The following is a 26,285-nucleotide window of genomic DNA, read 5'->3' on the forward strand; positions in this document are numbered from 1 at the left end:
GGGTGAAAGACCGGAGGACACATGACCCACAGCCTGCGCCACACCATCGATTCCATGACCTGCGCGGACCAGACCGCGTTGCTGAACTCCCTGACCGATCAGGCCGCCCTGACCCAAGGGGGCCGCACCGCCATCTGCGAGGCGGCCGCGCAACTGGTGCGCGACATCCGCTCCAGCACCGCGCCGGGGCTGATGGAGGTGTTCCTGGCCGAATACGGCCTGTCCACCGATGAAGGCATCGCGCTTATGTGCCTGGCCGAGGCGCTGTTGCGCGTGCCCGACGCCGACACGATCGACGCGCTGATCGAAGACAAGATCGCGCCCTCGGACTGGGGCAAGCACCTGGGCCACTCGTCGTCGTCGCTGGTCAATGCCTCGACCTGGGCGCTGATGCTGACGGGCAAGGTGCTGGACGAGGGCAGGGCCTCGCCGGTCAGCGCCCTGCGCGGCGCCATCAAGCGGCTGGGCGAGCCGGTCATCCGTACCGCCGTCGGGCGCGCGATGAAGGAAATGGGCCGTCAGTTCGTTCTGGGTGAAACGATCCAGTCCGCCATGAAACGCGCCGCCGGGATGGAGGCCAAGGGCTACACCTATTCCTACGACATGCTGGGCGAGGCCGCGCGCACCGAGGCAGACGCCGCGCGCTATCACCTTTCATATTCCCGTGCCATCGCGGCGATTGCCGATGCCTGCACGCAGGACGACATCCGCGCCAACCCCGGCATCTCGGTTAAACTTTCGGCGCTGCATCCGCGCTATGAGGTTGCGCAGGAACAGCGCGTGATGGACGAGCTGGTGCCGCGTCTGCGGGCGCTGGCGCTGTTGGCCAAAGCCGCCGGAATGGGCCTGAACGTCGACGCCGAAGAGGCTGACCGCCTGTCGCTGTCGCTGCAGGTGATCGAGGCGGTTCTGTCCGAGCCAGCGCTGGCCGGATGGGACGGGTTCGGCGTGGTGGTGCAGGCCTATGGGCCGCGTGCCGGGCTGGTGCTGGACACGCTTTATGACATGGCCGAGCGGTACGACCGCAAGTTGATGGTGCGTCTGGTCAAAGGCGCCTACTGGGACACCGAGATCAAGCGCGCGCAGGTCGAGGGCGTCGACGGCTTCCCGGTCTACACCAACAAGGCGGCAACAGACATCTCTTACATCGCCAATGCTCGCAAGCTCTTGGGCATGACCGACCGGATCTATCCTCAGTTCGCGACCCACAACGCCCACACGGTCAGCGCGATCCTGCACATGGCCGAGGGCCAGCCCTTCGAGTTCCAGCGCCTGCACGGCATGGGCGAGACCCTGCACCAGATCGTCAAGGACCAACACAATACCCGCTGCCGCATCTACGCGCCGGTTGGCGCGCATCGCGACCTGCTGGCCTATCTGGTGCGGCGGCTGCTGGAAAACGGCGCCAACAGCTCGTTCGTCAACCAGATCGTGGACGAAAACGTGGCCCCCGAAGTGGTGGCCGCCGATCCGTTCGAGGCCGTGCGGAAACCTGCACGCCACATCCCAACCGGACCCGAACTGTTTCAACCTGAAAGACCAAACTCGCAGGGGTTCGACCTGCATCACACGCCTACATTGGACCGGATCGATGCCGCCCGCGACGCCTTTCGCGCGCATCACTGGTTCGCGCAGCCTCTGCTGGCCGGTGACGCGGCGCCCGAGGCCGAGGAACCTGTCATCAACCCCGCCCTGCCCGAGGACCGGCCAGGCGCGGTCGCCCCGGCCAGCGCCGCGGATGTGGAGCTGGCGCTGGCCGCAGCTGCTCCTTGGCAGGCCCCAGCGGCCGAGCGCCACCGCATCCTGAATGCCGCCGCCGACCTCTACGAGGAGCATTATGGCGAGCTTTTCGCCCTGCTGGCGCGCGAGGCCGGCAAATCACTGCCCGATGCGGTAGCCGAGCTGCGCGAGGCGGTGGATTTCCTGCGCTACTACGCCGCCAACATCCCCGACGCCGATCCGGCCGGGACCTTCACCTGCATCAGCCCGTGGAACTTCCCGCTGGCGATCTTCACGGGGCAGATCTCGGCAGCGCTTGCCGTGGGCAATGCGGTTCTGGCCAAACCCGCGCCGCAGACGCCGCTGATCGCCCACCGGGCCGTGCAGCTGCTGCATCAGGCCGGCGTGCCGCGCGATGCGCTGCAATTGCTGCCGGGCGGGCCGTCGGTGGGCGCCGCGCTGACGTCGGATGCGCGCGTCTCAGGCGTGGCCTTCACCGGATCGACCGCGACGGCGTTGAAAATCCGCGCTGCAATGGCCGAGCACATGCGGCCCGGCACGCCGCTGATCGCGGAAACCGGCGGGTTGAACGCGATGATCGTGGACAGCACCGCCCTGCCCGAACAGGCCGTGCAGTCGATCATCGAAAGCGCCTTCCAGTCGGCGGGCCAGCGCTGTTCCGCCCTGCGCTGCCTGTATCTGCAGGACGACATCGCCGATGACGTGCTGACCATGCTCAAGGGCGCGATGGATGCCCTCTCGGTGGGCGATCCTTGGCTGCTCTCGACTGATTTCGGCCCGGTGATCGACGAACAGGCCCGGCAGGGCATCGCAGACCACGTCGCCAAGGCCCGCACTGAGGGTCGTGTTCTGAAGGAACTGGCGCTGCCGCCCGAGGGGATCTTCGTGGCGCCAACGCTGATCGAGGTCCCCGGCATCAATGCGCTGGAACGCGAGATCTTCGGCCCCGTCCTGCACGTCGCCCGTTTCAAGTCACACGAGATCGACCAGGTGATTGCCGACATCAACGCCACCGGCTATGGCCTGACCTTCGGCCTGCACACCCGCATCGACGACCGGGTGCAGCACGTAACCGAGGCGATCCACGCCGGTAATATTTACGTGAACCGTAACCAGATCGGCGCGATCGTCGGCTCGCAGCCTTTCGGCGGCGAAGGCCTGTCCGGCACCGGCCCCAAGGCGGGCGGCCCGAACTATCTGGCCCGTTTCTGCGCCCCGGACCGACAGGTCGTGGCCGCGGAATGGTCCGCCCCAGCCGACCTGCCCGCACCGATCGGGCAGCCTGCCGCGCCGACGACCCGCTCGATGCCCGGACCGACCGGCGAGTCGAACCGGCTGACCGAGTTCCCCCGCGCGCCGTTCCTGTGCCTGGGCCCCGGCCCCGAGGCGGCCAAGGCGCAGGCGGATGCCATACTCGGGCTTGGCGGCGCCGCGATTCAGACCGAGGGCGCGCTTGACCTGCACCGGCTTGAGAACCTGCCGGGAATATCGGGGGTTCTGTGGTGGGGCGATGCGGACACCGCGCGTCAGATCGAGCGCCATCTGGCTCGGCGAGACGGCCCCATCCTGCCGCTGATCCCCGGCTTGCCCGACCGGTCGCGGGTGATGGCTGAGCGCCATGTCTGCGTCGATACCACGGCCGCCGGAGGAAACGCCGCACTTCTGGGCGGTGCGGCATAAGCTGACTTGACGCTGGGCCGGGAAAAGCCCAGCGTCCCCCCATGTTTCCAATTCGAGACCACAACCCATCTGGGCGGACGCCTTATGTCGTCTATGCGCTGATCGCGGCGAATGTCCTGATTTTCCTCAGCTATGTCGGAATCATGGACGACGCCCGGCTGATCAACCGGTTTTATTTCGACTATGCGATCATCCCCGCCCGCATCAGCGACGGCGTAGCGCTCGAGACGTTGGTGACGTCGATGTTCCTGCATGGCGGCTGGATGCACCTGATCGGCAACATGCTGTTCCTGTGGATCTTCGGTGACAACATGGAAGACGAGATGGGCCACCTGCCCTTTCTGCTGTTCTACATGATCGCGGGTATCGGCGCCGGGCTGGTCCATATCGTCACGGCTCCCGGGTCGTTGGTTCCCACCATCGGCGCGTCCGGCGCAATTGCCGCAGTGATGGGTGGGTACCTGCTGATGTTCCCCAGGGCGCGCGTCGATATCCTGCTGATTCTGATCATCTACTTCCGGGTCTTCACCATCCCGGCCTTCGTGATGCTGGGCGTCTGGCTGGGCATGCAGTTCCTTGGCAGCGTGTCCAGCAACCCTGACGCAGGCGGTGTGGCCTATTGGGCGCATACGGGCGGTTTCTTGATCGGTTTGGTTCTGTGCATCCCACTGTGGCTGAAACGCGGCGGGCCGGCCTATTGGAACCGCACCCACGGCCACCCGCCACATCCCGAACACCGCTACAAGCTCAGCCAGTCCCGCGTACCAAGAGTGCCACGCCGATGAGCCAAATGACCGCCACCTGCCATTGCGGCGCCGTGAAGATCGAGGCCGAATTCCCCGGTGGCCTGTCCACGGCTGCCCGATGCGACTGTTCCTTCTGCATCCGCCGCGGGGCCGCCGCCGTGACCGCCATAACCGAGAGCCTGCGCATTCTTGAAGGCGCCGAGAACCTGAGCCTCTACACATGGGGCACGCACACGGCGAAACACTATTTCTGCAAGACCTGCGGGATATACGTTTATCACCAAAGACGCTCGGATCCGGCAGAGTGCGGCGTCAACCTTGGCTGCATCGAGGACGCAAACCCCAGAACCCACGGGCCGATTCCCTGGAATGACGGGGTCAATCACCCCTCTGATCGGTCTGACTGATCCGGAGTTTGACCACCGCTTAGCCGCGTGATCTCTTGCGCAGCCTGAACGACGTGGGCGGCAAGCTCAGGTGCCCGGTCCGGATTGAATCGCGCGGTCGGCCCAGAGACAGAGATTCCGGCACAAGGCTCCTGCTTGTCGTTGAAGATTGCGGCTCCGATGCAGGACATGCCCGAGTGGCGCTCCTCTCGATCATAAGACCATCCGCGCAGCCGCGTTTCGGTCAGATCCTCGCGCAAGGTATCCAATGTGGCGCAAGTATTGGGCGTATATGGCACAAGCTGGGTGTCGGCCAACACCTTGGCCCGGGATGCCTCGGTCATGGCCGCCAGGATCGCTTTGCCCGTACCCGAGGCATACATCGGCGTACGAGCGCCCGGCGGAAAGAACGCCCGGATCGGGTTCGATGTCTCGACTTGCCCGACAAACACAACTTCCGACCCGTCGGGAACTGCAAGGTTCGCAGTTTCTCCGCTGTCCTGCATCAGGCGTCTAAGAACTGACCGGCCGATCTCGACAACGCTGTTGTGCCGCAGAAACGAAGCGCCTGTGCGATAGGCTTCGACTCCGATCATCCATTCCTGACGTTCTTCGCTGAAGCTGACGAACCCATGCTTTTGCAAGGTCGTCAGGATGCGATGCGTGGTTGCAGTAGGCACGTCGATCTCACGCGCGAGGTCGCTGAGCGCGGTGCGTTCAAGCCGTGCGACCGTGGTCAGGACCCCCAGCGCACGGTCCAACGCCTGCATGGTTCCGGCCGAGCTTTCCTTGAACAACGACTTGGGCCGTCCGCGCGGCCGCTTCTGGGCTGACATTGTGATTCTCCCTCATTTTGGCCGAACGGCCGTCTGGCTTTCTCAGTTGATCACAAACACTCAGCGAAACGAGAAAGTGAATATCCTGCGTTTATGGCAGGTTACGAATTTTTTCGAAATAATGAAAATATTTTTCAAGAAAATTGCATCATCGCCGACGCGGAGACAGACTTGGGGCAAAGCGGAGGACATGATGATGTCAAACCAAAACCCGGTCTTTATTCCCGGCCCGACGAATATCCCGGATCGCCTCTTGCGCGCGATGCAGGTCCAGACCATTGACCACCGCGCGCCGGATTTCGTTCAGGCCTTTGCTCCGGTACTCGAGGGCCTCAAGCAGGTCTTCCGGTCGACCACGGGTCAGATTGTGACCTTTCCATCCAGCGGCACAGGTGGGTGGGAAGCTGCGATCAGCAACACACTGAGCCCGGGCGACAAGGTTCTTGTGGCCCGCCATGGCGTATTCAGCCATCGCTGGATCGACCTTTGCCAACGGCATGGGCTGGATGTGCAAGTCATCGATTGCCCTTGGGGCAGCGGGGCACCTGCCGAACGGTTTCAATCGATCCTCGCCGACGACCGGAACCACGACATCCGGGCGATTCTGGTGACGCACAATGAAACGGCCACCGGCGTGCGATCGGATATCCTGTCGGTCCGATCGGCGATGGATGCCTCGGCGCACCCTGCCCTGCTGCTGGTCGATTGCGTCAGTTCACTGGCCTCGATGCCGTTCGAATTCGATGGCTGGGGCGTCGATATTGCGGTTTCGGGGTCGCAAAAGGGGTTCATGCTGGCCGCTGGAATGGCAATCCTGTGCGTCAGCCCCAAGGCGCTGGCAGCGATGGCTGGTGCGCGGCTGCCCCGCACCTATTTCGACTTTCGGGACATGTTGGACGCCAATGCCTCGGGCGGGTTTCCATACACGCCGCCGTTGCAACTGATCTGCGGGCTGCAGGAAAGCCTGTCCATTTTGTTCGAAGAAGGCCTGGACAACGTCTACGCCCGTCACTTCCGTCTGGCCGAAGGCGTGCGTCGGGCCGTCGACGCCTGGGGTTTGAGCCTGGTCGCTCAATCGCCGGACCTCTACTCGGACACTGTCAGCGCAGTCTATGTACCCGATGGATTCGACAGCAATGTCCTGACTAACCATACCTATGACACCTATGGAGTGTCCTTCGGGATCGGCCTGGGCCAATTGAACGGCAAGGCGTTTCGCATCGGTCACCTGGGCAGCCTGACGGACGTCATGGTTCTGTCCGGCCTCGCCACGATCGAGATGGCGATGGCCGATCTGAACTACCCGATACAACTGGGCAGCGGCGTGGCGGCAGCGCAGGAATACTTCCGTGCAAACGGCACCAACCGCTCGCGCGCTGCGGCTTGAGGAGATCGGTATGTTGGACACGCTTTCGGCTGCAGATCTGACGATCGACGACATGCGCGCAGCGCATGAACGGATCAAACCACATATCCGGCGTACACCCGTCCTGTCGTCGGAGTATCTGAACGCACAAACCGGCGCACGGCTCTTTTTCAAGTGCGAGAACCTGCAAGAGGCCGGAGCCTTCAAGGTTCGCGGCGCCTGCAATGCGGTATTCGGATTGCCCGACGAGATCGCCGGCAACGGCGTCTGCACCCACTCCAGCGGGAACCATGCACTGTCCCTGTCATATGCTGCCGGTCGGCGGGGCATTCCCTGCAACGTCGTCATGCCACGCACCGCACCTCAGGCCAAAAAGGACGCGGTCCGCAGGTTTGGTGGCACGATCACCGAATGTGAGCCTTCGACAACATCGCGCGAAGCGACCTTTGCCCAGGTGCAGGCCAAAACGGGTGGCGAATTCGTGCACCCCTACAACGATCCGCGTGTCATTGCAGGACAGGCCACATGCTCGGCCGAGATGCTGGAACAAACAGGTGGGCTTGATGCCGTTATCGCTCCGATCGGCGGCGGCGGAATGGTGTCGGGCACGTGCCTGACAGTATCGAATCTGGCCCCTGATGTCGCGATCTATGCCGCGGAACCTCAGCAGGCTGATGACGCATACCGATCTTTCAAAGCCGGTCGGATCATCGCCGACGACGCACCCAAAACGGTGGCCGATGGCCTTCTGGTTCCGCTCAAGGAAAACACCTGGCACTTCGTATCGCGGAACGTTGCCGACATCTTCACGGCCTCCGAAGACGAAATCGTGACGGCCATGAAACTGGCCTGGAAACACTTGCGGCTGGTGATTGAGCCATCTTCGGCCGTTCCGTTGGCAACCATTCTCAACAACCCCGAGGTTTTTCGAGGCAAACGCGTCGGCGTGATCCTGACCGGCGGCAATGTGGATTTGGACAAGCTGCCCTGGTTGGCCGGGCAAGGAAGAGAAGGATGAACAAACCCGTGAAAATCGATCAATTGGACGTCGGCTTCGACATCCCCGCAGCAATCGGCATGGATGAAAGCGAAATCCAGACTCCTTGCCTGATACTGGACCTCGACGCGCTGGAGCGGAACATCCGCAAAATGGGCGACTACGCCAAAGCGTACGGCATGCGCCATCGGGTGCATGGCAAGATGCACAAGTCTGTGGACGTCGCGCGCCTGCAGGAAAAACTGGGCGGCGCAGTTGGCGTGTGCTGTCAGAAGGTCTCGGAGGCCGAGGTTTTTGCGCGCGGCGGGATCAAGGATATCCTTGTGTCCAACCAAGTGCGCGATCCGGCAAAAATTGACCGCTTGGCTCGGCTGCCGAAGCTGGGCGCGCGAACGCTGGTCTGCGTTGACGACATCGAGAATGTGCCCGAGCTGTCCTCTGCGGCGCAGACCCATGGAACGCAGCTGGAGATCCTGGTCGAGATCGACTGCGGCGCGGGGCGCTGTGGGGTGACCAGTACGGCTGACGTCATAACCATTGCTCGCGCGGTCGAGGCGGCGCCCAACCTGAAGTTCACCGGCCTCCAAGCCTATCAGGGCGCAATGCAACATCTCGACAGCTATGACGCGCGAAAGGAAAAACTGGATGCAGCAATCGCCATGGTGCGTGACGCCGTCGACGGCTTGAAGGCGGACGGAATTGAGTGCGAACTGGTCTCGGGCGGCGGGACGGGATCCTATTATTTCGAAAGCAATTCGGGCGTTTACAACGAATTGCAGTGCGGGTCCTACGCGTTCATGGATGCCGACTATGGGCGGATTCTAGACCGGAATGGCCAAAGGATCGATCGGGGCGAATGGGAAAACGCCTTGTTCATCCTCACCAGCATCATGAGCCACGCCAAACCGGACAAGGCGATCTGCGACGCAGGGCTCAAGGCACAGTCGATCGACAGCGGTTTGCCGGTGATATTTGGTCGCGACGATGTCGAATACCTGAAATGTTCGGACGAACACGGTGTGATCGGCGACCCCAACGGCGTGTTGCGGGTGAACGACAAGTTGCGTCTGGTCCCCGGGCACTGCGATCCGACCTGCAACGTGCACGACTGGTATGTTGGCGTGCGCAACGGAAGGGTCGAGACCCTGTGGCCGGTCTCTGCTCGCGGCAAGGCGTTTTGATCATGAGGGACGAGATGAACGCTGAAACCAATCTGATACAGATCGTTGGCGAAGACCTATGCAAGCAGCTGGTCAACCGCAAGCTGGCGTTTGACGCAATCCAAGACGTGTTCTCAGCGATGGCACGCGGCGGAGCGCGCAACTTCCCCGTCATCCGCGAAGGGCTGGGTCATGCCGGCGCCGTATATGGGTTCAAATCCGGCTTTGACGCCGAAGGCTTGGTTCTGGGTGTCAAATCTGGTGGCTATTGGCCGGGAAACACCAATCGCGGACTGACCAACCACCAATCCACCGTCATCCTGTTCGATCCCGATACCGGACAGCCTTCCGCGTTGGTCGATGGAAACTATCTTACGGCTATCCGCACGGCTGCGTCCTCGGCAGTGTCGATCGCGCACCTGGCCCGTACGGACGCCAAGGTGCTTGGCATGGTCGGCGCGGGCCATCAATCGGCCTTTCAGTTGCGCGCCGCCGCCGAGCAACGCGAATTCGAAAAGGTGGTGGCATGGAATCCCCATCCCGAAATGCTTCCGAAACTGGCCGCCGTCGCGCATGACATCGGACTGTATTTCGAATCCGTCTCGCAGCGGGAACTGGGGGCACAGGCCGACGTTATCATCACGATCACATCGGCGTTCGAACCGTTGTTGATGCGCGATTGGATCAAGCCCGGAACGCATCTGGCCTGCATGGGCACCGACACGAAGGGCAAGATGGAAGTCGACCCCGAACTGGTTGCTTCCGCTCAGGTCTTCACCGACGAGGTTGCCCAGTCCGTCACCATAGGTGAGGCGCAACACGCCGTGGCTTCGGGCGCGCTGGATCCTGACGCCATCACGCCGATTGGAGCAGTCATTAATGGCGATCATCCCGGCCGGACAAAGGTTGATCAGATCACCCTGTTCGATGGGACCGGGGTCGGGTTGCAGGACCTGGCCGTGGCATCCGTGGCCGCACGGCTGGCCTCCGAGGCAGGTCTGGCAGGCACCGTACGGCTTTGAAACTAAACGCGCGGCCAATTCGGCCGCGCGATCTTAGAAATTGGTTCTGGTCGTTTCCGGCCGCCGTGTTGACGGATCAGCCGCGGATCACCTTGGCGAACTGGTCGAAAATAGGTTCGTTGGCGCAGATGACTTCCCCGTCGGACAGAATGCTGCCTTCGGGGTTCAACGGTTGAACGAACCCACCCGCCTCTTTCACGACGATGATGCCAGCGGCCAGATCCCAGGCATTCAGGCGACGCTCCCAGAAGCCTTCGTAGCGGCCAGCGGCAACATAGGCCATATCCAGCGCAGCTGCACCCCAGCGGCGCACACCCGCGCAGGCGGGCATCAGACGGGCCAGGTCCTGCAACGTGGCCGGCAGGTCCGAGCGGCCACCAAACGGCAAACCGGTCGAGAAGATCGATTCGATCATCCGGCTGCGGCTCGACACGCGGATACGCATGTCGTTCATCCAGGCACCCTCGCCCTTTTCGGCAAAGAACATTTCGTCCTTCGCGGGATCGTAGATGACGCCCGCGACGATCTTGCCCTTGTGTTCAAGTGCGATCGAAACCGCCCAATGTGGCAGGCCGTGCAGGAAATTGGTCGTCCCGTCCAAAGGATCAACGATCCAACGCCGGGTCGGGTCTTCGCCCTCGATCACACCACCTTCTTCAGCCAGCCAACCGTAGGTGGGTCGCGCGCCCAGCAGTTCTTCTTTCAGAATGTTCTCGGCTGCAATGTCGGCCTTCGAGACGAAATCGCCCGCGCCCTTCATCGACACCTGCAGGTTCTCGACTTCGCGAAAGTCTTTTACCAGCGATCGGCCCGCTTTGCGCGCGGCCTTGATCATGATGTTGAGATTTGCACTGCCAACCATAGTTCCGAGGCTCCTGTCCGGTCAAACCGCGCGTATACTGGCGCAACGCCCCCTTGCCAAGAGGAATGATGCGCATAGCAGCATGCCGTTTCCCGCGTGGCCAAAACCTTATTGCTGCTGCAGCTTGCGCGCCTCTAGGCTGGCCAGCTTGACCAATTCCTGCACAAAGGGTTTTTCCATGTCCTCGATACGCACCGCGGCATACAGCCGACGCGTGATGCCATCCTTGGTCAGCGGGCGGGTCACATAGTCCGAGTTGTACTTGACCTCGCGCACCACCCAGTCGGGCAGAACGGATATTCCACGGTTTGACGCAACAAGCAGCAGGATCACGGCGGTCAACTCAACTTGCCGGATCGCAGCAGGCTCAACGCGGGCCGGGATGAGAAGCTGGCTGAAGATATCAAGCCTCGTGCGTTCGACCGGATAGGTGATGAGCGTTTGACCGCGAAAATCCTCGGCCTCGATATACTGTTTCTCGGCCAGAGGGTGGGTCGATGCGGCGACAAAGACAGGATTGTATTCAAACAGCTCGATGAACTCGACCCCCGGCAGGTCTTCGGGGTCCGAGGAGACGACCAGATCAACCTCCTCCTTCTGCAGCGCGGGCAGCGCGTCAAAGGCCAGGCCCGGCCGGATATCGACATCCACATCCGGCCAAGACTTGCGGAAGGCCTCGAGCACCGGAAACAGCCATTCGAAACAGGCGTGGCATTCGATCGCGATGTGCATCCGCCCCGTGCGCCCGTCGCGTAGCGAAGAAAACTCCTCCTGCATCGCTTCGACCTGTGGCAGGATCTGCTCGGCCAGTCGCAACAGGCGCAGCCCAGCGGCCGACAATTTCATCGGTTTCGACCGGCGCAGGAACAGTTCAACGCCGGCCTGATCCTCCAGCCCTTTGATCTGATGGCTGAGCGCCGACTGCGTGATGTTCAGTTGATCCGCCGCACGGGCCAACCCACCACATTCATGGATGGCTTTGATCGTGCGCAGGTGTCGAAATTCAATATGCATCTTTCGCATCGCTCATGTTGTTCTTGAATAATATGAGTTTGTCTCACAAAGAACTCCATGGCACAAGAGCCGCAACACAACCTGCGAGACTGCCATGACCCAGCCCGAGATTTCCTTTGAATTCTTTCCTCCTCAGACACTCGAAGCGTCGTTTCGCCTGTGGGATACGGTCCAGACACTGGCGCCACTGGCACCCCGTTTTGTCTCGGTCACATATGGTGCGGGGGGCACCACCCGTGAATTGACCCGCGATGCGGTGGCGACGTTGCACAAATCCTCGGGATTGAAAGTCGCGGCCCATCTTACATGTGTCGACGCCTCACGCGGCGAGACCTTGGCCATAGCCGACAGCTTTGCCGCGGCCGGCGTCACTGACATCGTTGCGTTGCGCGGCGACCCACCCAAGGGGCAGGAACGGTTCGTCCCGCATCCCGATGGGTTCGCCCACTCGGTCGAATTGATCGCAGCACTGGCGGAAACCGGCAGTTTCACCATCCGCGTCGGTGCCTATCCCGACATTCACCCCGAAGCGCCACATGCACAGGCTGACATTGACTGGTTGAAAGCCAAGCTGGACGCCGGCGCAGACGAGGCTTTGACGCAATTCTTCTTCGAGGCCGAAACCTTTTTGCGCTTTCGCGATGCCTGCGCCAAGGCCGGGATCGACAAGCCGATCGTTCCTGGCATCCTGCCAATCGAGAACTGGGCCGGTGCCAAGAAATTTGCCAAACGCTGTGGCGCGCAGGTGCCGGACTGGGTCGATCAGGCCTTTGACAAAGCAATCCGTGACAACCGGCACGACTTGTTGGCCACTGCGCTATGCACCGAGCTGTGTTCGGACCTGATCGACGAAGGCGTGGACAAGCTGCATTTTTATACGCTGAACCGCCCCGAACTGACCCGCGATGTGTGTTTTGCCCTTGGGATCACGCCCAAAGCCGATCTACAAAACGTCGCCTGACTGTTCCTTGCATTTGCACTGGCCAAAGGGGGATTGCCACCTGCGGCCCTTTGCAAGGTGCGAACAATTCCCCCTGCAACGGCGCACTGTCCCCGCCAATCCTACCAATTCACTGGATAATTTGACAGAAACTCAAGGCTCCGGAAAATAGGAGCCAGTTGTTTTATCGAGTGATTTTGGTATGGAGCCAGTCGAGAAAATTCAGGCTCGCGTAGATGCACTGCACGTCTTGGGCCTTGATCAGACCGCCACCGCATCGGACATCCGGAATGCGTGGCGTGACATCGCCTTTCATGCACATCCCGACCATACAGGCGGTGACTGCAATCAGTTCGCGCGGGCGAAGTCGGCCTATGACTATCTCCGCAAAAACGGGTTGGCAGGCAAAGGCGCCGGGCCGGCCCAACCGCGACGCCCGAAACTCAGAAAGCGTATCATCGAGCTGGACGAGAAGGATATTTCCGCCTGTCTGAAACTGCTCGACCCAAGTCGCGCCCTATCCTTTGGCGAGGCCAGCGCGGAAGACTGCCCGCAATCGGCGCGTAATTCGGACCATGTACCAGAGGCGATCGGATGCTATGGCCGCGACCTGACCTATTTCGTTGCGACGCCGGTTTGCGAGGGTGAAAACCGCGTTGCCCTGCCGACATCCGTTCTGGCCGGCTTTCGGACGGTCGAAACCGAAATACTGTCCTTCCAGGCCAAGAATGGCGGAGCGGGCGAGGTCGTTGTTCCCGATACCATTCGAGAACGCAAATTTCCCGGCGCGCGCAGCGTCAGGATCAGGTTCGAGGCGGATCAGGCCACCCGGGATCAGTTCTGGCAGGCTTGTTGAAAACCCAGCATTGAAAAAGGCCCGGCGGGTCTGCCGGGCCTGCAACGCGCGCCACGTCAGTTTGAGATCGGGCCTTCGGACGTGAATTTCGGGATCACGTTGGTCGAGGCGTCATTAACCTCGAGACCCGGCCAGTTCCCCTCAGCCAGGTTGATGTTGCCCGGGACGTCTTCTTCCCAGAAACCGACCACGACGTCGGTGATGTTCAGGTACAACTTGTCGTCAACGATCCGCCAAAGGTTGGGGTTGCCGGGAACCTTGCCACCCTTGGACACACCATAGGCGCAATGGCCATCATATTGCGGCGCATAGAACGCGGGGTTTTCAAGGAACTTCGCGCGGTTTTCTTCGGTCGCAAAGGCCCAGGTCGCCCCGTTGTATTCCGCAGTGATGTCCGACCGTCCGCGCACGCCTTCGGGCTGGGTTTGTCCAATCGGCGATTGTGCAAGCCCACGGTAGGCCACCACATCATATCCGGACACGGCGAAGCCGGTCCCATCGACATATTGCGGGCCGGCAAAGGCGGGCACGGCCAACGCCATTGCAGCAGCGAAGGTCAGAGCAAATCTGTTCATGTTTCATGTCCTCGTGTCTTGACGGGTTGCAGGGCCGGAATGGCTGTCTGAAGAGACAATAAGCAATTCCCTTCGTCGGCGAAGACCCGTTAACGCCGCTGTGACCATTGACGAGCAAACGTGAGCAGTCTTGCCGCAATTGTTACAGAACAGCCGCCACGTCGGGGGTTGGCGTTCTTGTTCTGCAACACTAACTCTTGTCGGGCCGGGCGCGGCTCGGCTCTGGGACGAAAGGCAGAAGATGAGCGACACCACCACATACACCCCACCGAAAGTCTGGACATGGGATAGTGAAAGCGGAGGGCGTTTCGCGAACATCAACCGCCCCATTGCCGGTGCGACCCATGACAAGGAATTGCCCGTCGGCAAACATCCCTTGCAGTTGTATTCGCTTGCAACGCCAAACGGGGTGAAAGTGACGGTCATGCTGGAAGAGCTTTTGGCCTTGGGTCACGCAGGCGCGGAATATGATGCATGGCTGATCAATATTGGTGACGGCGATCAGTTCGGCTCGGATTTTGTCGCGATCAACCCGAACTCGAAAATCCCCGCTCTGATGGACCGCTCGGGTGAAACACCGATGCGGGTGTTCGAAAGCGGTTCCATCCTTGTACATCTGGCCGAAAAATTCAGTGCATTCCTGCCCGAATCCGGTCCCGAGCGCACCGAAGTGATGAACTGGCTTTTCTGGCAGATGGGCAGCGCGCCTTATCTGGGTGGTGGGTTCGGGCATTTCTACGCTTATGCGCCAGAGAAATGGGAATACCCGATCAACCGCTTTGCGATGGAAACCAAACGCCAGCTGGATGTTCTGGACCGCGAACTTGCGGACAAAGCTTTTATCGCTGGCTCGGACTACTCGATCGCCGACATGGCGATCTGGCCGTGGTATGGGCAACTGGTTCTGGGTCGTTTGTACGACGCGGCCGAATTCCTTGATGTCGCGTCCTACAAGAACGTCATGCGATGGGCGCAAGAGATTGACGCGCGGCCGGCCGTGAAGCGAGGCCGCATGGTCAACCGCGCATTCGGAGAGTTGCACACCCAACTGCGCGAACGGCATGATGCGAGCGACTTCGAAACCCGTACGCAGGACAAGCTGGAAACAGCAGCCGAATAACTTTGTTCATTTGGCGCGGGGAGCAAACCATCCCTGCGCCGAAGCCTCGACTTCACTTCAAGATCGGGGGGCTGTCCGGGTCGCTTCCGGGCGCTGGTCGGGACCCGGAGGCGCGCACTGGCTCGGGGATATCAAATCGCAGGCCCACTTTCGCCAATGCTGCGGCGGCAGGATCGCTGGCCGCAAAAAACCCGACATCCAAGGCACCAGCCTCAATCCCCGAAAATGTCAGAGCTTCGGACACCGCCTTGGCCAAGGCCGTCTGGGCACCGGGGACCGCGTCAACGAAACCAAGAAGATGACCCTGCCCGCCACCCTCGGCGCGGGTTCCGGCGAGATATGCGGCGGAGGCCAGACCTGAAGCTGTGGCCAGTTTGGTGTCTAGCGCCGTCAGCAGAATGTCGGGCAACCCCGCGGGCGGAAGGAACTCCGTCACACGGGATTGCACTTCTTGCGGGGCATGGCTGAGGGTTTCCGCAAGCCAGGCCAACGCTTCGGCGGGGATGAGCATCGACGACGGCGCCACCTCGAGGTTTAGCCCCAACCCAATGCCCTGCCCTGCAAGCATTCCCGCCAGAACACGTCCGGACAGAGCGGCATATGGGGCAGGACGGCCCGCAAACTGCGCCAGTCGGTCTTCGCGGTCAAAGGCCAGCACAAAACGGCCATCAGCAACGTCAAACAGCTCGGGCGAGATGTTTTCGTCTCGCGCCTCTTCGGTCAGCAACAGAAACAGTTCGTTGTCCGCGAGCCGTTCGAAAAACCTCAGACGCGCGGCATCGTTCTGAGGGTCGGCCTCCATCTGGGCATGCGCAATGTCCAGCGCGGTCGTGTCAGTCATCCATCACCTCTTTGACCCGGGCACGCAGCACCGGCAGCAGGTCCGTTTCGAACCAGGGATTTTTCTTCAGCCATGCCGTATTGCGCCATGACGGATGAGGCAAGGCAAATACCCGCGGCGCATTCTGTTGCCATTTTTGCACCGTATCGGTCACCGAAGCTTGTACGCCCAGATGGAATTTATGCGCGTGCCCACCGACAAGGATGGTCAACGGAACATCGCCAAGTTCGCTCATGACCCTATGATGCCAAGTCTTCTTACAGATCGCCGGCGGCGGCAAGTCCGCCTTTCGCGCATCGTACCCCGGAAAACAAAACGCCATCGGAACGATCGAAACCCGCGCCTGATCGTAGAATTGCTCTTCCTCCAACCCCAGCCAATCCCGCAGCCGGTCGCCTGAGGGGTCGGTGAACGGTCGGCCGCTCTGATGGACCCGTGCCCCGGGTGCTTGCCCTGCAATCAGGATGCGCGCACCGCGGCGGAACCACACCACCGGGCGCGGCTGATGCGCGGTCGCAGTCGCAGCGAAGCGGTCGGCACACAACCTGCACGATCTGATTTCTTCCACAAGTGGCTTCACCTCATCTCCCGCCGTTTGGCGCTTGTTGCAATCCTAGGATGGATCATAGTCGTTCCCGCAAACCGATCCAGTTGTCGGCTCTATGCGTCACAATTGTGGCCAGGCGTATCGAACGCGCATTGAACATTTGTTTCATATTTCGACATAATGTGGCCAACATGGAGCGGTAGAACAACCGGCCGTCAGCCAGCCACCGGTGGCCGCACCCAAAGCAAAAACATGAGCAGGCCGTGAATGCTTGAGTTCGAGAATGTCAGCAAGTCCTTCTGGACCGGGACTCGCCGCAAGGTGATCCTGGACAGGGTTTCGTTCCGGGTCGAGCTGGGAAAATCACTTGGCGTTCTGGCCCCGAACGGCACCGGAAAAACCACGCTTATCAACATGATGGCCGGGCTCGAAAAACCCGATGAAGGTGTGATCCGCCGAGAGTGTCGGGTGTCTTTCCCCATGGGCTTTGCCGGCGGCGTTTCCAAGAAGATGTCCGCGCTCGAGAATGCCCGTTACATCGCCAAGATTTATGGAATGGACCCCGACTATGTCGAGGCTTACTGCAGCTGGATGTGCGACTTGGGCGAGTATTTCAACCAACCCTTGGCGACATACTCAGCCGGCATGCGCGCCCGTTTCACCTTTTCGTTGATGCTGGCCCTGGATTTCGACATGTACCTGATCGACGAAGGTATGCCTGCCACCACCGATGTCGAATTCAACAAAAAAGCGGGTTCAATCCTGCAGGAACGCTTGCGAACCACGACTTTGGTGATTGTGTCACATAATCCCAAAACCCTCGAAAAATTCGCCCGCCAGGCCGCCGTGCTTGTGGATGGGCAGCTTCATATGTTTGACTCCTTGGAAGAGGCGATGCAGCTATATGACTACCAAACCCAAGGTTAAGAAATACGACCCGAACCATGCCTCGCAGGCCGAAGGCACGGTAGAGGCGCGTGCCGAGGCGATTTCGCGCATCCGAAAAGCAACCCAACCGGCCGAGGAAGCCCCGGCGGGAACCGAGCTGGATGCCATCAAGAAAGAAGGATTGACCGGTCGTCAGCTGCGCATAGCCCGACGCATGGCGCAGAAACACGGTCTGGCCGCGACGTCGGACTACGATTCCGTCCGTCTGCTACGAAAGAAGGGGATCGATCCGTTTCCGCGCTCCAACCTTCTGGATTTTGCGGCGGGTTCTTCCGATACCGCGGATGCGGAAGACCAGCCAAAAGACAAGGTCACGATCCAGCTGCCGCAAACGGTAAAAGAAAAGCAACAGACCCTTCCCGGCCCCGAATGGAGCCCGGCACAGCGGCGCGAATTCGAAATCGGCCAGATTCAGAAGGATATCGCCCGTCGGCGCAGACGAAAGCTGTTTGGTCTGTTTGCCCGTCTATTCGCCTTTGTTCTGCTGCCCACGATTATTGTCGGCTATTACTTCTATCGCGTAGCCACTCCGATGTACGCCAGCGAGTCCGCGTTTTCCATTCTACAGGCAGATGGTGGCGCTGGTGAGATCGGCGGGCTTTTGGCCGGGACGCAATATGCAACCACGCAGGACTCGGTCGCGACCCAGGAGTTCCTTGAATCCAAGGATGCGCTCAACCGTCTGGAACGGGACACTGGTTTTGCCGAGATTTTCAAGCAGGACTGGATAGATCCGATTCAAAGACTGCCTCAGGACGCCACGCTGGAAGAGGCGTTCAAACTGTACAAGCGAATGGTCACAATCGGCTATGATCCCAGCGACGGTATCATCCGGATGGAGGTTGCGGCACCCGACCCGGACACTGCCGTCGACCTGTCAAATCTGCTGATCTCCTACGCCGAAGAAAAGATCAACGGCCTCACCGAACTGAAGCGCGAAGATCAGATGCGGGACGCTCTGCAGTCCTTCGAGGACGCTCAGGAAGAACGGCGCAAAGCCCAGGAAGCGCTGATCGAACTGCAGTTGCAGGGTGCCGTTCTGGACCCCGAAAACGTGATTGCCGGGCTGCGCGCCCGCATCAACGAGATCGAGATACAGCTTCAAGACAAGGAATTGGAACTGGCAGCGTTGCTGGACAACCTTCGGCCGAACAAAGCCAAGGTCGACGGCGTCCAAGCCGACATCAACCGGCTTGAGGCCGTGCTCGAAGAGCTCAATGCCGAGATGCTGGACGCCTCCGCCGGCGAAAACTCGCTGGCGCGGTTGAGCGTTCGGATCCAGATGGCACAGGCCGATCTGGCCGCACGGGACATGATGCTGCAATCGGCCATGCAGCAAATGGAAACCGCCCGGACCGAGGCCAACCGCAAGGTTCGATACCTCACCGTCTCCGTGAACCCGGTCGCCAGTCAGGAGCCCACCTATCCGCGAAAGTTCGAAAATACGATTTTGGCTTTCCTGTTGTTTGCTGGTATCTACCTGATGATTTCGCTGACTACGTCAGTCCTTCGTGAACAGGTATCCTCGTAGAGCTCATGAAACATGTAAAAATAGCCAACGTCACCGTTGGCAACGACCTTCCGCTGACCATCATCGCGGGCCCTTGCCAGCTTGAAACGGCGGATCACGCACAGATGATCGCGGGAAGGATGAAAGAAGCCTGTGAAGCCGCGGGGGCACAGTATGTGTTCAAGGCCTCATATGACAAAGCCAACCGTACGTCCCTGTCCGGGAAACGCGGCATGGGGATCGAGGCCGGGCTGAAGGTGCTGGATGACATTCGCAAAACGATGGGTATTCCGGTCCTGACGGATGTCCACACTGAAGCGCAATGTGCCATAGCGGCCGAAGCAGTGGATATTCTGCAAATCCCGGCCTTCCTGTGCCGCCAGACAGACATGCTGCTGGCAGCCGGAGAAACAGGCAAGGCCGTCAACGTCAAGAAGGGTCAGTTCCTGGCCCCCTGGGAAATGCCGAACATCGTCGAAAAGATCGAAAGCACGGGCAACCACAACATCCTGCTGACCGAGCGCGGAACCTCGTTTGGCTACAATACGCTTGTCGCCGACATGCGATCCCTGCCGCAAATGGCGCAAACCGGGTATCCGGTTGTCATGGATGCAACCCATTCCGTTCAACAGCCCGGTGGCCGAGGCGGCTCGTCCGGCGGGCAGCGGGAATTTGCACCGGTAATGGCCCGCGCGGCCGTGGCCCTGGGCGTCGGTGCCGTATTCATTGAAACGCATCAGGATCCGGACACGGCGCCGTCTGATGGGCCGAATATGATCCCGTTGGACCAAATGGGCCAACTGATTGACACATTGATGCGTTTCGATGCCCTGGCCAAGGCCAACCCAGTTCAGATTTAACGATCGAGATTTTCCATGACCAAACCAATCCCCGAGGTGACCCCGAACACCTGGAGCTTTCTGCGCGATGCGATGATCAAACCCACCGGGTTTCGTGAATACGATGCCCGCTGGAAATACCCGGACGAGATCAACCTGCCGGGGATGACGGCTCTTGGTCTTGGTTTGGGCACTCAGATGCACAAGCGTGGGATCGAGCCGCTGATCGCGGTCGGCAACGACTACCGCGACTATTCTCTGGCGATCAAGAATGCGTTGATTCTGGGCCTCATGCAGGCCGGTATCCAAGTCAAGGATATTGGCCCAGCGCTCAGCCCGATGGCGTATTTCGCCCAATTCCACCTGGATGTTCCCGCGGTCGCCATGGTGACGGCCAGCCACAATCCCAACGGCTGGACCGGGGTGAAGATGGGCTTTGACCGTCCTCTGACCCACGGCCCTGACGAAATGGCCGAACTGCGCGATATCGTGCTGAACGGCGAAGGCGTGGCACGCCCCGGCGGGTCCTATGAATTCGTGGACGGCGTGAAAGAGGCCTATATCGACGATCTGGTCGGTGATTTCAAAATGTCGCGCCCCCTCAAGGTGGTGTGCGCGACAGGGAACGGCACCGCATCTGCCTTTGCCCCCGAGATCTTTGAGCGGATCGGCGTCGAGGTCGTACCCAGCCACAACCGGTTGGATTACACCTTCCCCAACTACAACCCGAACCCCGAAGCGATGGAGATGTTGCACGACATGGCAGACGCCGTCAAAGCCAGCGGGGCGGACCTCGCGCTTGGGTTTGACGGAGACGGCGATCGCTGCGGTGTGGTCGATGACGAGGGCGAGGAGATCTTTGCCGACAAGGTCGGTGTCATCATGGCCCGCGATTTGGCCAAGCTGCATCCCGGCGCGACCTTCGTGGCCGACGTTAAATCGACCGGCCTGTTTGCAAGCGATCCCGAACTGCAGGCCCATGGCGTCAAGGCGGATTACTGGAAAACCGGCCACAGCCACATGAAACGGCGCGTGAAGGAAATCGGCGCGTTGGCCGGGTTCGAAAAGTCGGGCCATTACTTTCTGGCCGAGCCAATCGGGCGTGGATACGACTGCGGAATGCGGGTCGCGGTGGAAATCTGCAAACTGATGGACCGAAACCCGGGAAAGAGCATGTCCGATCTGCGTCGCGCCCTGCCCAAGACATGGTCGACCCCGACCATGTCGCCCTATGCTTCTGATACCGAAAAGTATGACATCCTCGCCCGCTTGGTGGACAAGCTCGTTGCCAAGGCCGAGGCGGGTGAAACACTGGCCGGTCGGCCGATCAAGGAAGTCGTGACCGTCAATGGTGCCCGCGTCATCCTCGACAATGGCAGTTGGGGCCTGGTTCGGGCATCTTCGAACACGCCCAACCTGGTGGTGGTCTGCGAAAGCAGCGAGAGCGAAGATGAGATGCGGGCAATTTTCGCCGATATTGACGCCGTGATCCGCACCGAACCGGGTGTGGGCGACTACGACCAGACCATCTGAGCAAAAAAAGGGGCGCTGAGGCGTCCCTTTCTCAATCCCGTCCGAGCAGTTTCAGCAAGCCCTTCTTGGCCTCATCTTCAAGCTTCTGCTTTAGCGCGTCTTCGACCTGTTCGCTGTCGGAAAGGGTTGTATTCAACTCCTCTCCGACCTTTTTCAGCGCCTTGTCCTTCGCGTCCTGCTCCAGTTCCTTGAGCTTCTCTTCTGTCGCAGCTTCGATCACCTTGCTCAGGTCGGGCTTGATCGACGGATCGCTCCACGGCCCGTTGATCCGCACGGGCACGGCAATGCCATTGCCGCCGTTCGCCCGCAGCGCGACCGGCGTGAACACATAGTCGATATCCCGCGCACCCAGCCCGACACGGCCCGCGCCATCGGCACGGAAATTGTCAAGCTGCATCAGAAGATCGTTGTTCGTCAGGTTGCCGTCCTGCATCGTGTAGGTGGCAGTCAGGCTGTTGAAGACGGTGGTCCCTCCACTGCCTTCGCCGCGCCCCATCAAACGATCCAGATCAAACCCGGCGATCACCCCCTTGCCAACATCCACGCTGCCCTTGCCGCTGAGTGAGCGCATGATCTGCGCTTCGGTTTGCCCCACCCCCAGGAATTGCAACGTTCCGGACGCAGTACCGGACAGACGTTCGACACCGCCCAATGTGGTCAAAGCCTGCTTGAGGTCGATACCGGTGGCGGTCAGGTTGCCCCCGACCGACAGTCCGTTTCTATTGTTGGCCACGACTTCTCCGGTCAGCTTTCCGGAAAACAGCGTGGCCGGTTCCATTTTCAGAACCGCACGCGACCGATCCAGGCTGAGGCTCAGATCGCTGGGGCCAAAGGTCATATCCGGAATGGCGATCGAATTGGCTTTCAACCGGATCGTTCCATTTGCCAATGACAGGGGTGACGCGTCGATCGGCGCCTGGGACCAGCCTTCGGACGCCTGTTTCCCTCCGCCCGTGCCGCCGCCGCTGCTGGGCGCGCTGCCGGCTGTTGCCTGCGTCAGGTCAAGGTCACCGGTACTCAGCCGCGCAGTAATCTTTGGTGGGCTTGCGATAACGATATCGGCGGCACCGTCAAAACTGTTCTGATCCAGAACGGCCCGCATATCCCGCAAGGAAATGCGCCCATCCTTGGTGTAGGTCATATGGCCGGACACATCCGCGACCCGTCCAAGTCCCATGGGGACTGACACCCCACCCTGACCAAAAGCGGCCAGCATCGCGTCGGTGTTTGTGGTCCGGACATGAGTTTTTCCGTCCATTTCACCGGCCAAGTTGACGCGCCCGTCAAAGCTGATCTCTCCGCCCGGCGCTGTCAGGCCAAGAACCAATGGCGTCACCGCACCACTGGAGAAGGCAGGTAAATCAGGAATTTCCAGATCAACCTCAACCGCGCCACCGGGCACCGGCATTGATGCACTCACCTTCATCGGCGCAGTGACATCGGGCCAACTGGCCTTCAGATCGACCCCGGAAAAATCCATCTGAGGGACACCGTTTTCCACATAAACCAGACGCGCGTTGCTGAGCTCCAGTTGGTCAAGGGTCACGGTTCCGGTCTCGGTCGGTGCCGCAGAGTTGGGTGCGGGCGCATCTGCATTGCCAGAGCCCGTGTTTGACGCTCCGGTTTGCGGCGCCGACATTTCCCAGTTGCCCCGACCTTGTGACAGCTCCAGCCGCAAGACCGGATCTTCGGCCACGACGCGCCGGATACGCACATCCCCCGCCAACAGCGCTGAGGCATCCACGCCAACTGCCAGGCTTTGCGCGCTCAGCATCGGTTCAGAGCTGGCCCAAGGCGCGTTCCCAAACGTAACCGGCCCGGTTTCCATTCCCAGAACCGGCCAAAAGGACAGGCGGACATCACCGGACAACGTCAGTTCACGTCCGGTCTGCGCCTTGACCTGTTCAGCGAGGATTTTGCCCAGCTTGTCGCCGGGCATCAAAAGCAACGCCCCGATCACCAGCCCCGCGACCGCAACCAGAATGAATAGAATGCGTATCAGCCACTTCATGATTTGCTCTCTGCCTTGCCGGCTTTTTGCCTCAGCTTCGATGTTCCTCGCGTGCGAAGGATTTGCAAGGGGAAGATTTCCCCACTATATGCCGCGCAATGAGCACCAACCCGCCAAACCTACGCCCCGATCTGGCACCCGCAGCCCGGATCACCGACGCACCGCGCAGCGGCCAACCCACCATCGGAATGGTGTCCTTGGGGTGTCCCAAGGCACTGGTCGATAGCGAGCGCATCCTGACGCGCCTGCGCGCCGAAGGATACGGGATCTCGCCCGACTATTCAGGTGCGGATGCCGTGATCGTCAACACCTGCGGGTTTCTGGACAGCGCCAAGGCCGAAAGCCTCGAGGCAATCGGCGAGGCGCTGGTGGAAAATGGCAAGGTCATCGTGACCGGGTGCCTGGGTGCCGAGCCGGACTACATCCGCGAACATCATCCCCGTATCCTGGCCGTGACCGGGCCGCACCAGTATGAACAGGTGCTGGATGCCGTTCACGCCGCCGTTCCGCCTGATCCCAATCCGTATGTGGATCTGTTGCCGGCTTCGGGCGTGAAGCTGACCCCGCGCCACTACAGCTATCTCAAGATATCCGAGGGCTGTAATCACAAGTGCAAATTCTGCATCATCCCGGATATGCGCGGAAAACTGGCCAGCCGACCGGCTCACGCCGTTCTGCGCGAGGCTGAAAAACTGGTCGACAGCGGTGTGCGCGAATTACTGGTGATCAGCCAGGACACCTCGGCCTTTGGCCTGGATCGAAAATACGACGTGAACCCCTGGAAAGACCGGGAGGTGCGCAGCCACATTACCGATCTGGCCCGTGAACTGGGCCAACTGGATGCGTGGATACGACTGCACTACGTCTACCCCTATCCACATGTGCGCGAGTTGATCCCGCTGATGGCGGATGCAGGCAGCAACCTTTTGCCCTACCTGGACATCCCGTTCCAACACGCGCATCCGGACGTTCTGAAACGAATGGCGCGCCCCGCTGCCGGCGCCAAGACACTGGACGAGATCGCCGCCTGGCGCGCGATATGCCCCGACATCACGCTGCGATCGACCTTCATTGTCGGCTACCCCGGGGAGACCGAGGCCGAGTTCCAGACCCTGCTGGATTGGATGGATGAGGCGCAGTTGGACCGCGTCGGGTGCTTCCAATACGAAAACGTTGAAGGGGCCCGCTCGAACGACTTGCCGGATCACGTCCCGGATGAGATCAAGCAAGAGCGCTGGGAGCGTTTCATGCAAAAGGCCCAGGCGATTTCCGAAGCAAAACTGGCGTCGAAAGTGGGCCAGAGGATCCAAGTGATCGTGGATGAGGTGGATGCCGAAGCCGCCACCTGCCGCACCAAGTCAGACGCGCCCGAGATCGACGGCAACCTATTCATCGACGACGGTCACGAAAACCTGAAACCCGGTGACATCGTCCTTGTTCAGGTCGACGAGGCTGGTGAATACGATCTGTGGGGGAAGCTGGTGCGCTGAACCGCCATCCGGCGGACGAAGGCAGACGGCCCCCAAATCGGGACCGTCTGCAAAAAGCTTATTGAGTGACCGGGTTACACACGGTCTGGCCGGCCTCGGTGGTGGCCAGTTCATAGCCTGCCGAACAGCTGGGCGAGCCATATTTGTCATAGCTTGGCTGAACGTAAACCGGGGTGGGCTCTTCCTGCTGCGAGCAAGCAGTCAGGATCAAAACAAAGGCGCCGGCGGCAGCGAATTTCAGTTTCATGTCCATCAATCCTTTAATACTTTTCTGATATTGCCCAACTTTTCGGGGCCAGGCTAAGGATACGGGCAGTTCGGCTTTCTGGCAACAGATACGGTCACATCCGTGTGATCAGAGGCGAATCCACGCTTGCACCGCGACGTGCCACCGCCGGACCGGGACGCGCGAACTACACATTTCTCTGCGTTGGGCTAAGCTCTCGGATGTCCCTTTCAACAGCCGGAGCGCCAGAATGCCAAAAGGATCTCAAATCGCCCAGAAATCGCCCTACCCCATCGAGGTGACTGAAGGCAAAAGCTACTTCTGGTGCGCTTGCGGACGCTCCAAACGTCAGCCATTCTGCGACGGTTCGCACAAGGAAACCGGGATCGAGCCGGTAAAATATGTAGCAGAATCAAGCAAGAAGGTCTTCTTCTGCGGATGCAAGCAAACCGCTAATCCGCCGCTGTGCGACGGAAGCCATTCCAAGCTTTAGGCCAATCAGGTCAGCGCATTCAAAGCCTTGGCATTCGCGCAAAATTCCGGGGCGGCGGTCGCCCGGCTCTGTTGGCACGCAAGCCAGACGGCACATCTTTCGCTGCAGTCAGCGGCTCGACAACGGGTCACCATTTCGCTGTATCCCTGCGCGGTCAGCCGCCCTTCGGCGATGGCTTCGGACAGCGAGATTTCCATGCAGCGCGCAACCGACCGCGTCAGCCAGAAGTGTTTTTCTATGTCTCCGAGTCGCACAAGTTTCATTGTTTTTCCTGATTCTGCAGCGTCTTAAGTTTGGCGAATCGGTTCCTGTTCGGACATGTCTCCGGGGCCTCAACCCTGTCACCTCGGTGCGTCTGCCAGTCGCTACAGTCGCAAGCCCACTCGCAGCCCCGGCACCGTCCCACCATGCGCGCCCATTCGTCGGGACTGAGCCGACCCGTGAGATGGGCATCTACAAGGTCAACGCCGGTCGCCTGCCCCATCCGCAGAACAAGGCGTACATGCTTCATGGTCTGGCCAAGGACGTTCATGGTTCTGCCCGTCCG

26 protein-coding genes are annotated in these 26,285 nt (G+C 60.5%); 16 read left to right on the forward strand and 10 right to left on the reverse strand.

The window, feature by feature from the left end:
* Positions 1-21: 21 nt before the first annotated feature.
* From putA to ACR0NB_RS08895, 3 genes are read left to right on the forward strand one after another with little or no spacing between them, the layout of a single operon-like run.
* Positions 22-3,420 carry a bifunctional proline dehydrogenase/L-glutamate gamma-semialdehyde dehydrogenase PutA gene (gene putA, locus ACR0NB_RS08885; RefSeq protein ID WP_480775440.1) on the forward strand — a complete coding sequence of 1,133 codons (3,399 nt, stop codon included), beginning with the start codon at positions 22-24 and terminating at the stop codon, positions 3,418-3,420.
* A gap of 41 nt (positions 3,421-3,461) precedes the next feature.
* A complete protein-coding gene (locus tag ACR0NB_RS08890) occupies positions 3,462-4,205 on the forward strand; it encodes a rhomboid family intramembrane serine protease (RefSeq protein ID WP_480775441.1) in 744 nt (247 codons plus the stop codon).
* Entirely contained in the window at positions 4,202-4,573 is a 372-nt protein-coding gene (locus tag ACR0NB_RS08895) for a GFA family protein (protein ID WP_170450867.1), read from the forward strand. Before ACR0NB_RS08890 ends, ACR0NB_RS08895 begins: the two co-directional genes overlap by 4 nt.
* Here the strand turns inward: ACR0NB_RS08895 and ACR0NB_RS08900 are convergent.
* Positions 4,549-5,388 (reverse strand): IclR family transcriptional regulator, encoded by an 840-nt coding sequence (locus tag ACR0NB_RS08900; protein ID WP_170357183.1) that lies wholly within the window; start codon positions 5,386-5,388, stop codon positions 4,549-4,551. The genes ACR0NB_RS08895 and ACR0NB_RS08900 overlap by 25 nt on opposite strands.
* A 196-nt stretch (positions 5,389-5,584) precedes the next feature.
* On the opposite strand from ACR0NB_RS08900, the gene bhcA reads away from it, so the two are divergent.
* Genes bhcA through bhcD form a run of 4 tightly spaced genes read left to right on the forward strand, consistent with a single transcriptional unit; the run spans position 5,585 to position 9,933 of the window.
* On the forward strand, positions 5,585-6,775 hold the full coding sequence (gene bhcA, locus ACR0NB_RS08905; protein WP_480775442.1) for an L-aspartate--glyoxylate aminotransferase BhcA: 1,191 nt from the start codon (positions 5,585-5,587) through the stop codon (positions 6,773-6,775).
* 10 nt (positions 6,776-6,785) lie between these two features.
* Positions 6,786-7,772, forward strand: coding sequence for a beta-hydroxyaspartate dehydratase BhcB (gene bhcB, locus ACR0NB_RS08910; RefSeq protein ID WP_480775443.1), 987 nt, complete (start codon positions 6,786-6,788; stop codon positions 7,770-7,772).
* Positions 7,769-8,932: a 3-hydroxy-D-aspartate aldolase BhcC gene (gene bhcC / locus ACR0NB_RS08915; protein WP_480775444.1), complete on the forward strand. Its 1,164-nt coding sequence runs from the start codon at positions 7,769-7,771 to the stop codon at positions 8,930-8,932. Before bhcB ends, bhcC begins: the two co-directional genes overlap by 4 nt.
* A gap of 14 nt (positions 8,933-8,946) precedes the next feature.
* The gene (gene bhcD, locus ACR0NB_RS08920) at positions 8,947-9,933 is read left to right on the forward strand and encodes an iminosuccinate reductase BhcD (RefSeq protein WP_480775445.1); all 987 of its coding nucleotides are present in this window, start codon (positions 8,947-8,949) and stop codon (positions 9,931-9,933) included.
* A gap of 76 nt (positions 9,934-10,009) precedes the next feature.
* On the opposite strand, the gene ACR0NB_RS08925 is transcribed toward bhcD, so the two are convergent.
* Both ACR0NB_RS08925 and ACR0NB_RS08930 read right to left on the reverse strand, forming a co-directional pair.
* The gene (locus ACR0NB_RS08925) at positions 10,010-10,795 is read right to left on the reverse strand and encodes an inositol monophosphatase family protein (RefSeq protein ID WP_480775446.1); all 786 of its coding nucleotides are present in this window, start codon (positions 10,793-10,795) and stop codon (positions 10,010-10,012) included.
* 108 nt (positions 10,796-10,903) lie between these two features.
* Positions 10,904-11,809 carry a LysR family transcriptional regulator gene (locus ACR0NB_RS08930; protein ID WP_480775447.1) on the reverse strand — a complete coding sequence of 302 codons (906 nt, stop codon included), beginning with the start codon at positions 11,807-11,809 and terminating at the stop codon, positions 10,904-10,906.
* 94 nt (positions 11,810-11,903) lie between these two features.
* Between ACR0NB_RS08930 and metF the strand changes: the two genes are divergently transcribed.
* Positions 11,904-12,770 (forward strand): methylenetetrahydrofolate reductase [NAD(P)H], encoded by an 867-nt coding sequence (metF, locus tag ACR0NB_RS08935; protein WP_170436534.1) that lies wholly within the window; start codon positions 11,904-11,906, stop codon positions 12,768-12,770.
* A 181-nt stretch (positions 12,771-12,951) separates the two neighbouring features.
* Complete coding sequence (locus tag ACR0NB_RS08940) at positions 12,952-13,605, forward strand: J domain-containing protein (RefSeq protein WP_480775448.1); 654 nt, start codon at positions 12,952-12,954, stop codon at positions 13,603-13,605.
* A gap of 56 nt (positions 13,606-13,661) precedes the next feature.
* On the opposite strand, the gene ACR0NB_RS08945 is transcribed toward ACR0NB_RS08940, so the two are convergent.
* Complete coding sequence (locus ACR0NB_RS08945) at positions 13,662-14,180, reverse strand: YHS domain-containing (seleno)protein (protein ID WP_093964711.1); 519 nt, start codon at positions 14,178-14,180, stop codon at positions 13,662-13,664.
* A 241-nt stretch (positions 14,181-14,421) separates the two neighbouring features.
* Between ACR0NB_RS08945 and yghU the strand changes: the two genes are divergently transcribed.
* Positions 14,422-15,300 (forward strand): glutathione-dependent disulfide-bond oxidoreductase, encoded by an 879-nt coding sequence (yghU, locus tag ACR0NB_RS08950; protein WP_480775449.1) that lies wholly within the window; start codon positions 14,422-14,424, stop codon positions 15,298-15,300.
* Positions 15,301-15,352: 52 nt separating this feature from the next.
* Here yghU and ACR0NB_RS08955 read toward each other — a convergent pair whose 3' ends face one another.
* Positions 15,353-16,141 (reverse strand): SseB family protein, encoded by a 789-nt coding sequence (locus ACR0NB_RS08955; protein ID WP_480775450.1) that lies wholly within the window; start codon positions 16,139-16,141, stop codon positions 15,353-15,355.
* Positions 16,134-16,721, reverse strand: a complete 588-nt coding sequence (locus tag ACR0NB_RS08960; RefSeq protein ID WP_170592972.1) for a uracil-DNA glycosylase family protein — start codon at positions 16,719-16,721, stop codon at positions 16,134-16,136. Before ACR0NB_RS08960 ends, ACR0NB_RS08955 begins: the two co-directional genes overlap by 8 nt.
* Before the next feature lie 234 nt (positions 16,722-16,955).
* Here ACR0NB_RS08960 and ACR0NB_RS08965 point away from each other — a divergent pair, with 234 nt between their 5' ends.
* From ACR0NB_RS08965 to ACR0NB_RS08980, 4 genes are read left to right on the forward strand one after another with little or no spacing between them, the layout of a single operon-like run.
* Entirely contained in the window at positions 16,956-17,615 is a 660-nt protein-coding gene (locus ACR0NB_RS08965) for an ABC transporter ATP-binding protein (RefSeq protein WP_170371660.1), read from the forward strand.
* Positions 17,593-19,167 (forward strand): KpsE/RkpR family capsule polysaccharide export protein, encoded by a 1,575-nt coding sequence (locus ACR0NB_RS08970; RefSeq protein ID WP_480775451.1) that lies wholly within the window; start codon positions 17,593-17,595, stop codon positions 19,165-19,167. The genes ACR0NB_RS08965 and ACR0NB_RS08970 overlap by 23 nt, the downstream gene beginning before the upstream one ends.
* A gap of 5 nt (positions 19,168-19,172) precedes the next feature.
* Positions 19,173-20,006, forward strand: a complete 834-nt coding sequence (kdsA, locus tag ACR0NB_RS08975) for a 3-deoxy-8-phosphooctulonate synthase (RefSeq protein WP_170340066.1) — start codon at positions 19,173-19,175, stop codon at positions 20,004-20,006.
* A 15-nt stretch (positions 20,007-20,021) separates the two neighbouring features.
* Complete coding sequence (locus tag ACR0NB_RS08980; RefSeq protein WP_480775452.1) at positions 20,022-21,518, forward strand: phosphomannomutase/phosphoglucomutase; 1,497 nt, start codon at positions 20,022-20,024, stop codon at positions 21,516-21,518.
* Between the two features lie 31 nt (positions 21,519-21,549).
* Here ACR0NB_RS08980 and ACR0NB_RS08985 read toward each other — a convergent pair whose 3' ends face one another.
* On the reverse strand, positions 21,550-23,529 hold the full coding sequence (locus ACR0NB_RS08985; RefSeq protein WP_480775453.1) for an AsmA family protein: 1,980 nt from the start codon (positions 23,527-23,529) through the stop codon (positions 21,550-21,552).
* Between the two features lie 98 nt (positions 23,530-23,627).
* Between ACR0NB_RS08985 and rimO the strand changes: the two genes are divergently transcribed.
* Positions 23,628-25,019, forward strand: a complete 1,392-nt coding sequence (gene rimO / locus ACR0NB_RS08990) for a 30S ribosomal protein S12 methylthiotransferase RimO (RefSeq protein ID WP_170365509.1) — start codon at positions 23,628-23,630, stop codon at positions 25,017-25,019.
* Between the two features lie 58 nt (positions 25,020-25,077).
* On the opposite strand, the gene ACR0NB_RS08995 is transcribed toward rimO, so the two are convergent.
* A complete protein-coding gene (locus ACR0NB_RS08995; protein ID WP_244952318.1) occupies positions 25,078-25,266 on the reverse strand; it encodes a hypothetical protein in 189 nt (62 codons plus the stop codon).
* 229 nt (positions 25,267-25,495) lie between these two features.
* Between ACR0NB_RS08995 and ACR0NB_RS09000 the strand changes: the two genes are divergently transcribed.
* Positions 25,496-25,738 (forward strand): CDGSH iron-sulfur domain-containing protein, encoded by a 243-nt coding sequence (locus tag ACR0NB_RS09000; protein ID WP_170340652.1) that lies wholly within the window; start codon positions 25,496-25,498, stop codon positions 25,736-25,738.
* Positions 25,739-25,743: 5 nt separating this feature from the next.
* Here the strand turns inward: ACR0NB_RS09000 and ACR0NB_RS09005 are convergent, their stop codons facing one another.
* Both ACR0NB_RS09005 and ACR0NB_RS09010 read right to left on the reverse strand, forming a co-directional pair.
* Positions 25,744-26,001, reverse strand: a complete 258-nt coding sequence (locus ACR0NB_RS09005) for a DUF6455 family protein (protein WP_170357169.1) — start codon at positions 25,999-26,001, stop codon at positions 25,744-25,746.
* A complete protein-coding gene (locus ACR0NB_RS09010) occupies positions 25,998-26,270 on the reverse strand; it encodes a DUF6455 family protein (protein WP_280525634.1) in 273 nt (90 codons plus the stop codon). Before ACR0NB_RS09010 ends, ACR0NB_RS09005 begins: the two co-directional genes overlap by 4 nt.
* Positions 26,271-26,285: the final 15 nt, after the last annotated feature.

Source organism: Ruegeria sp. CG3 (assembly GCF_056537205.1).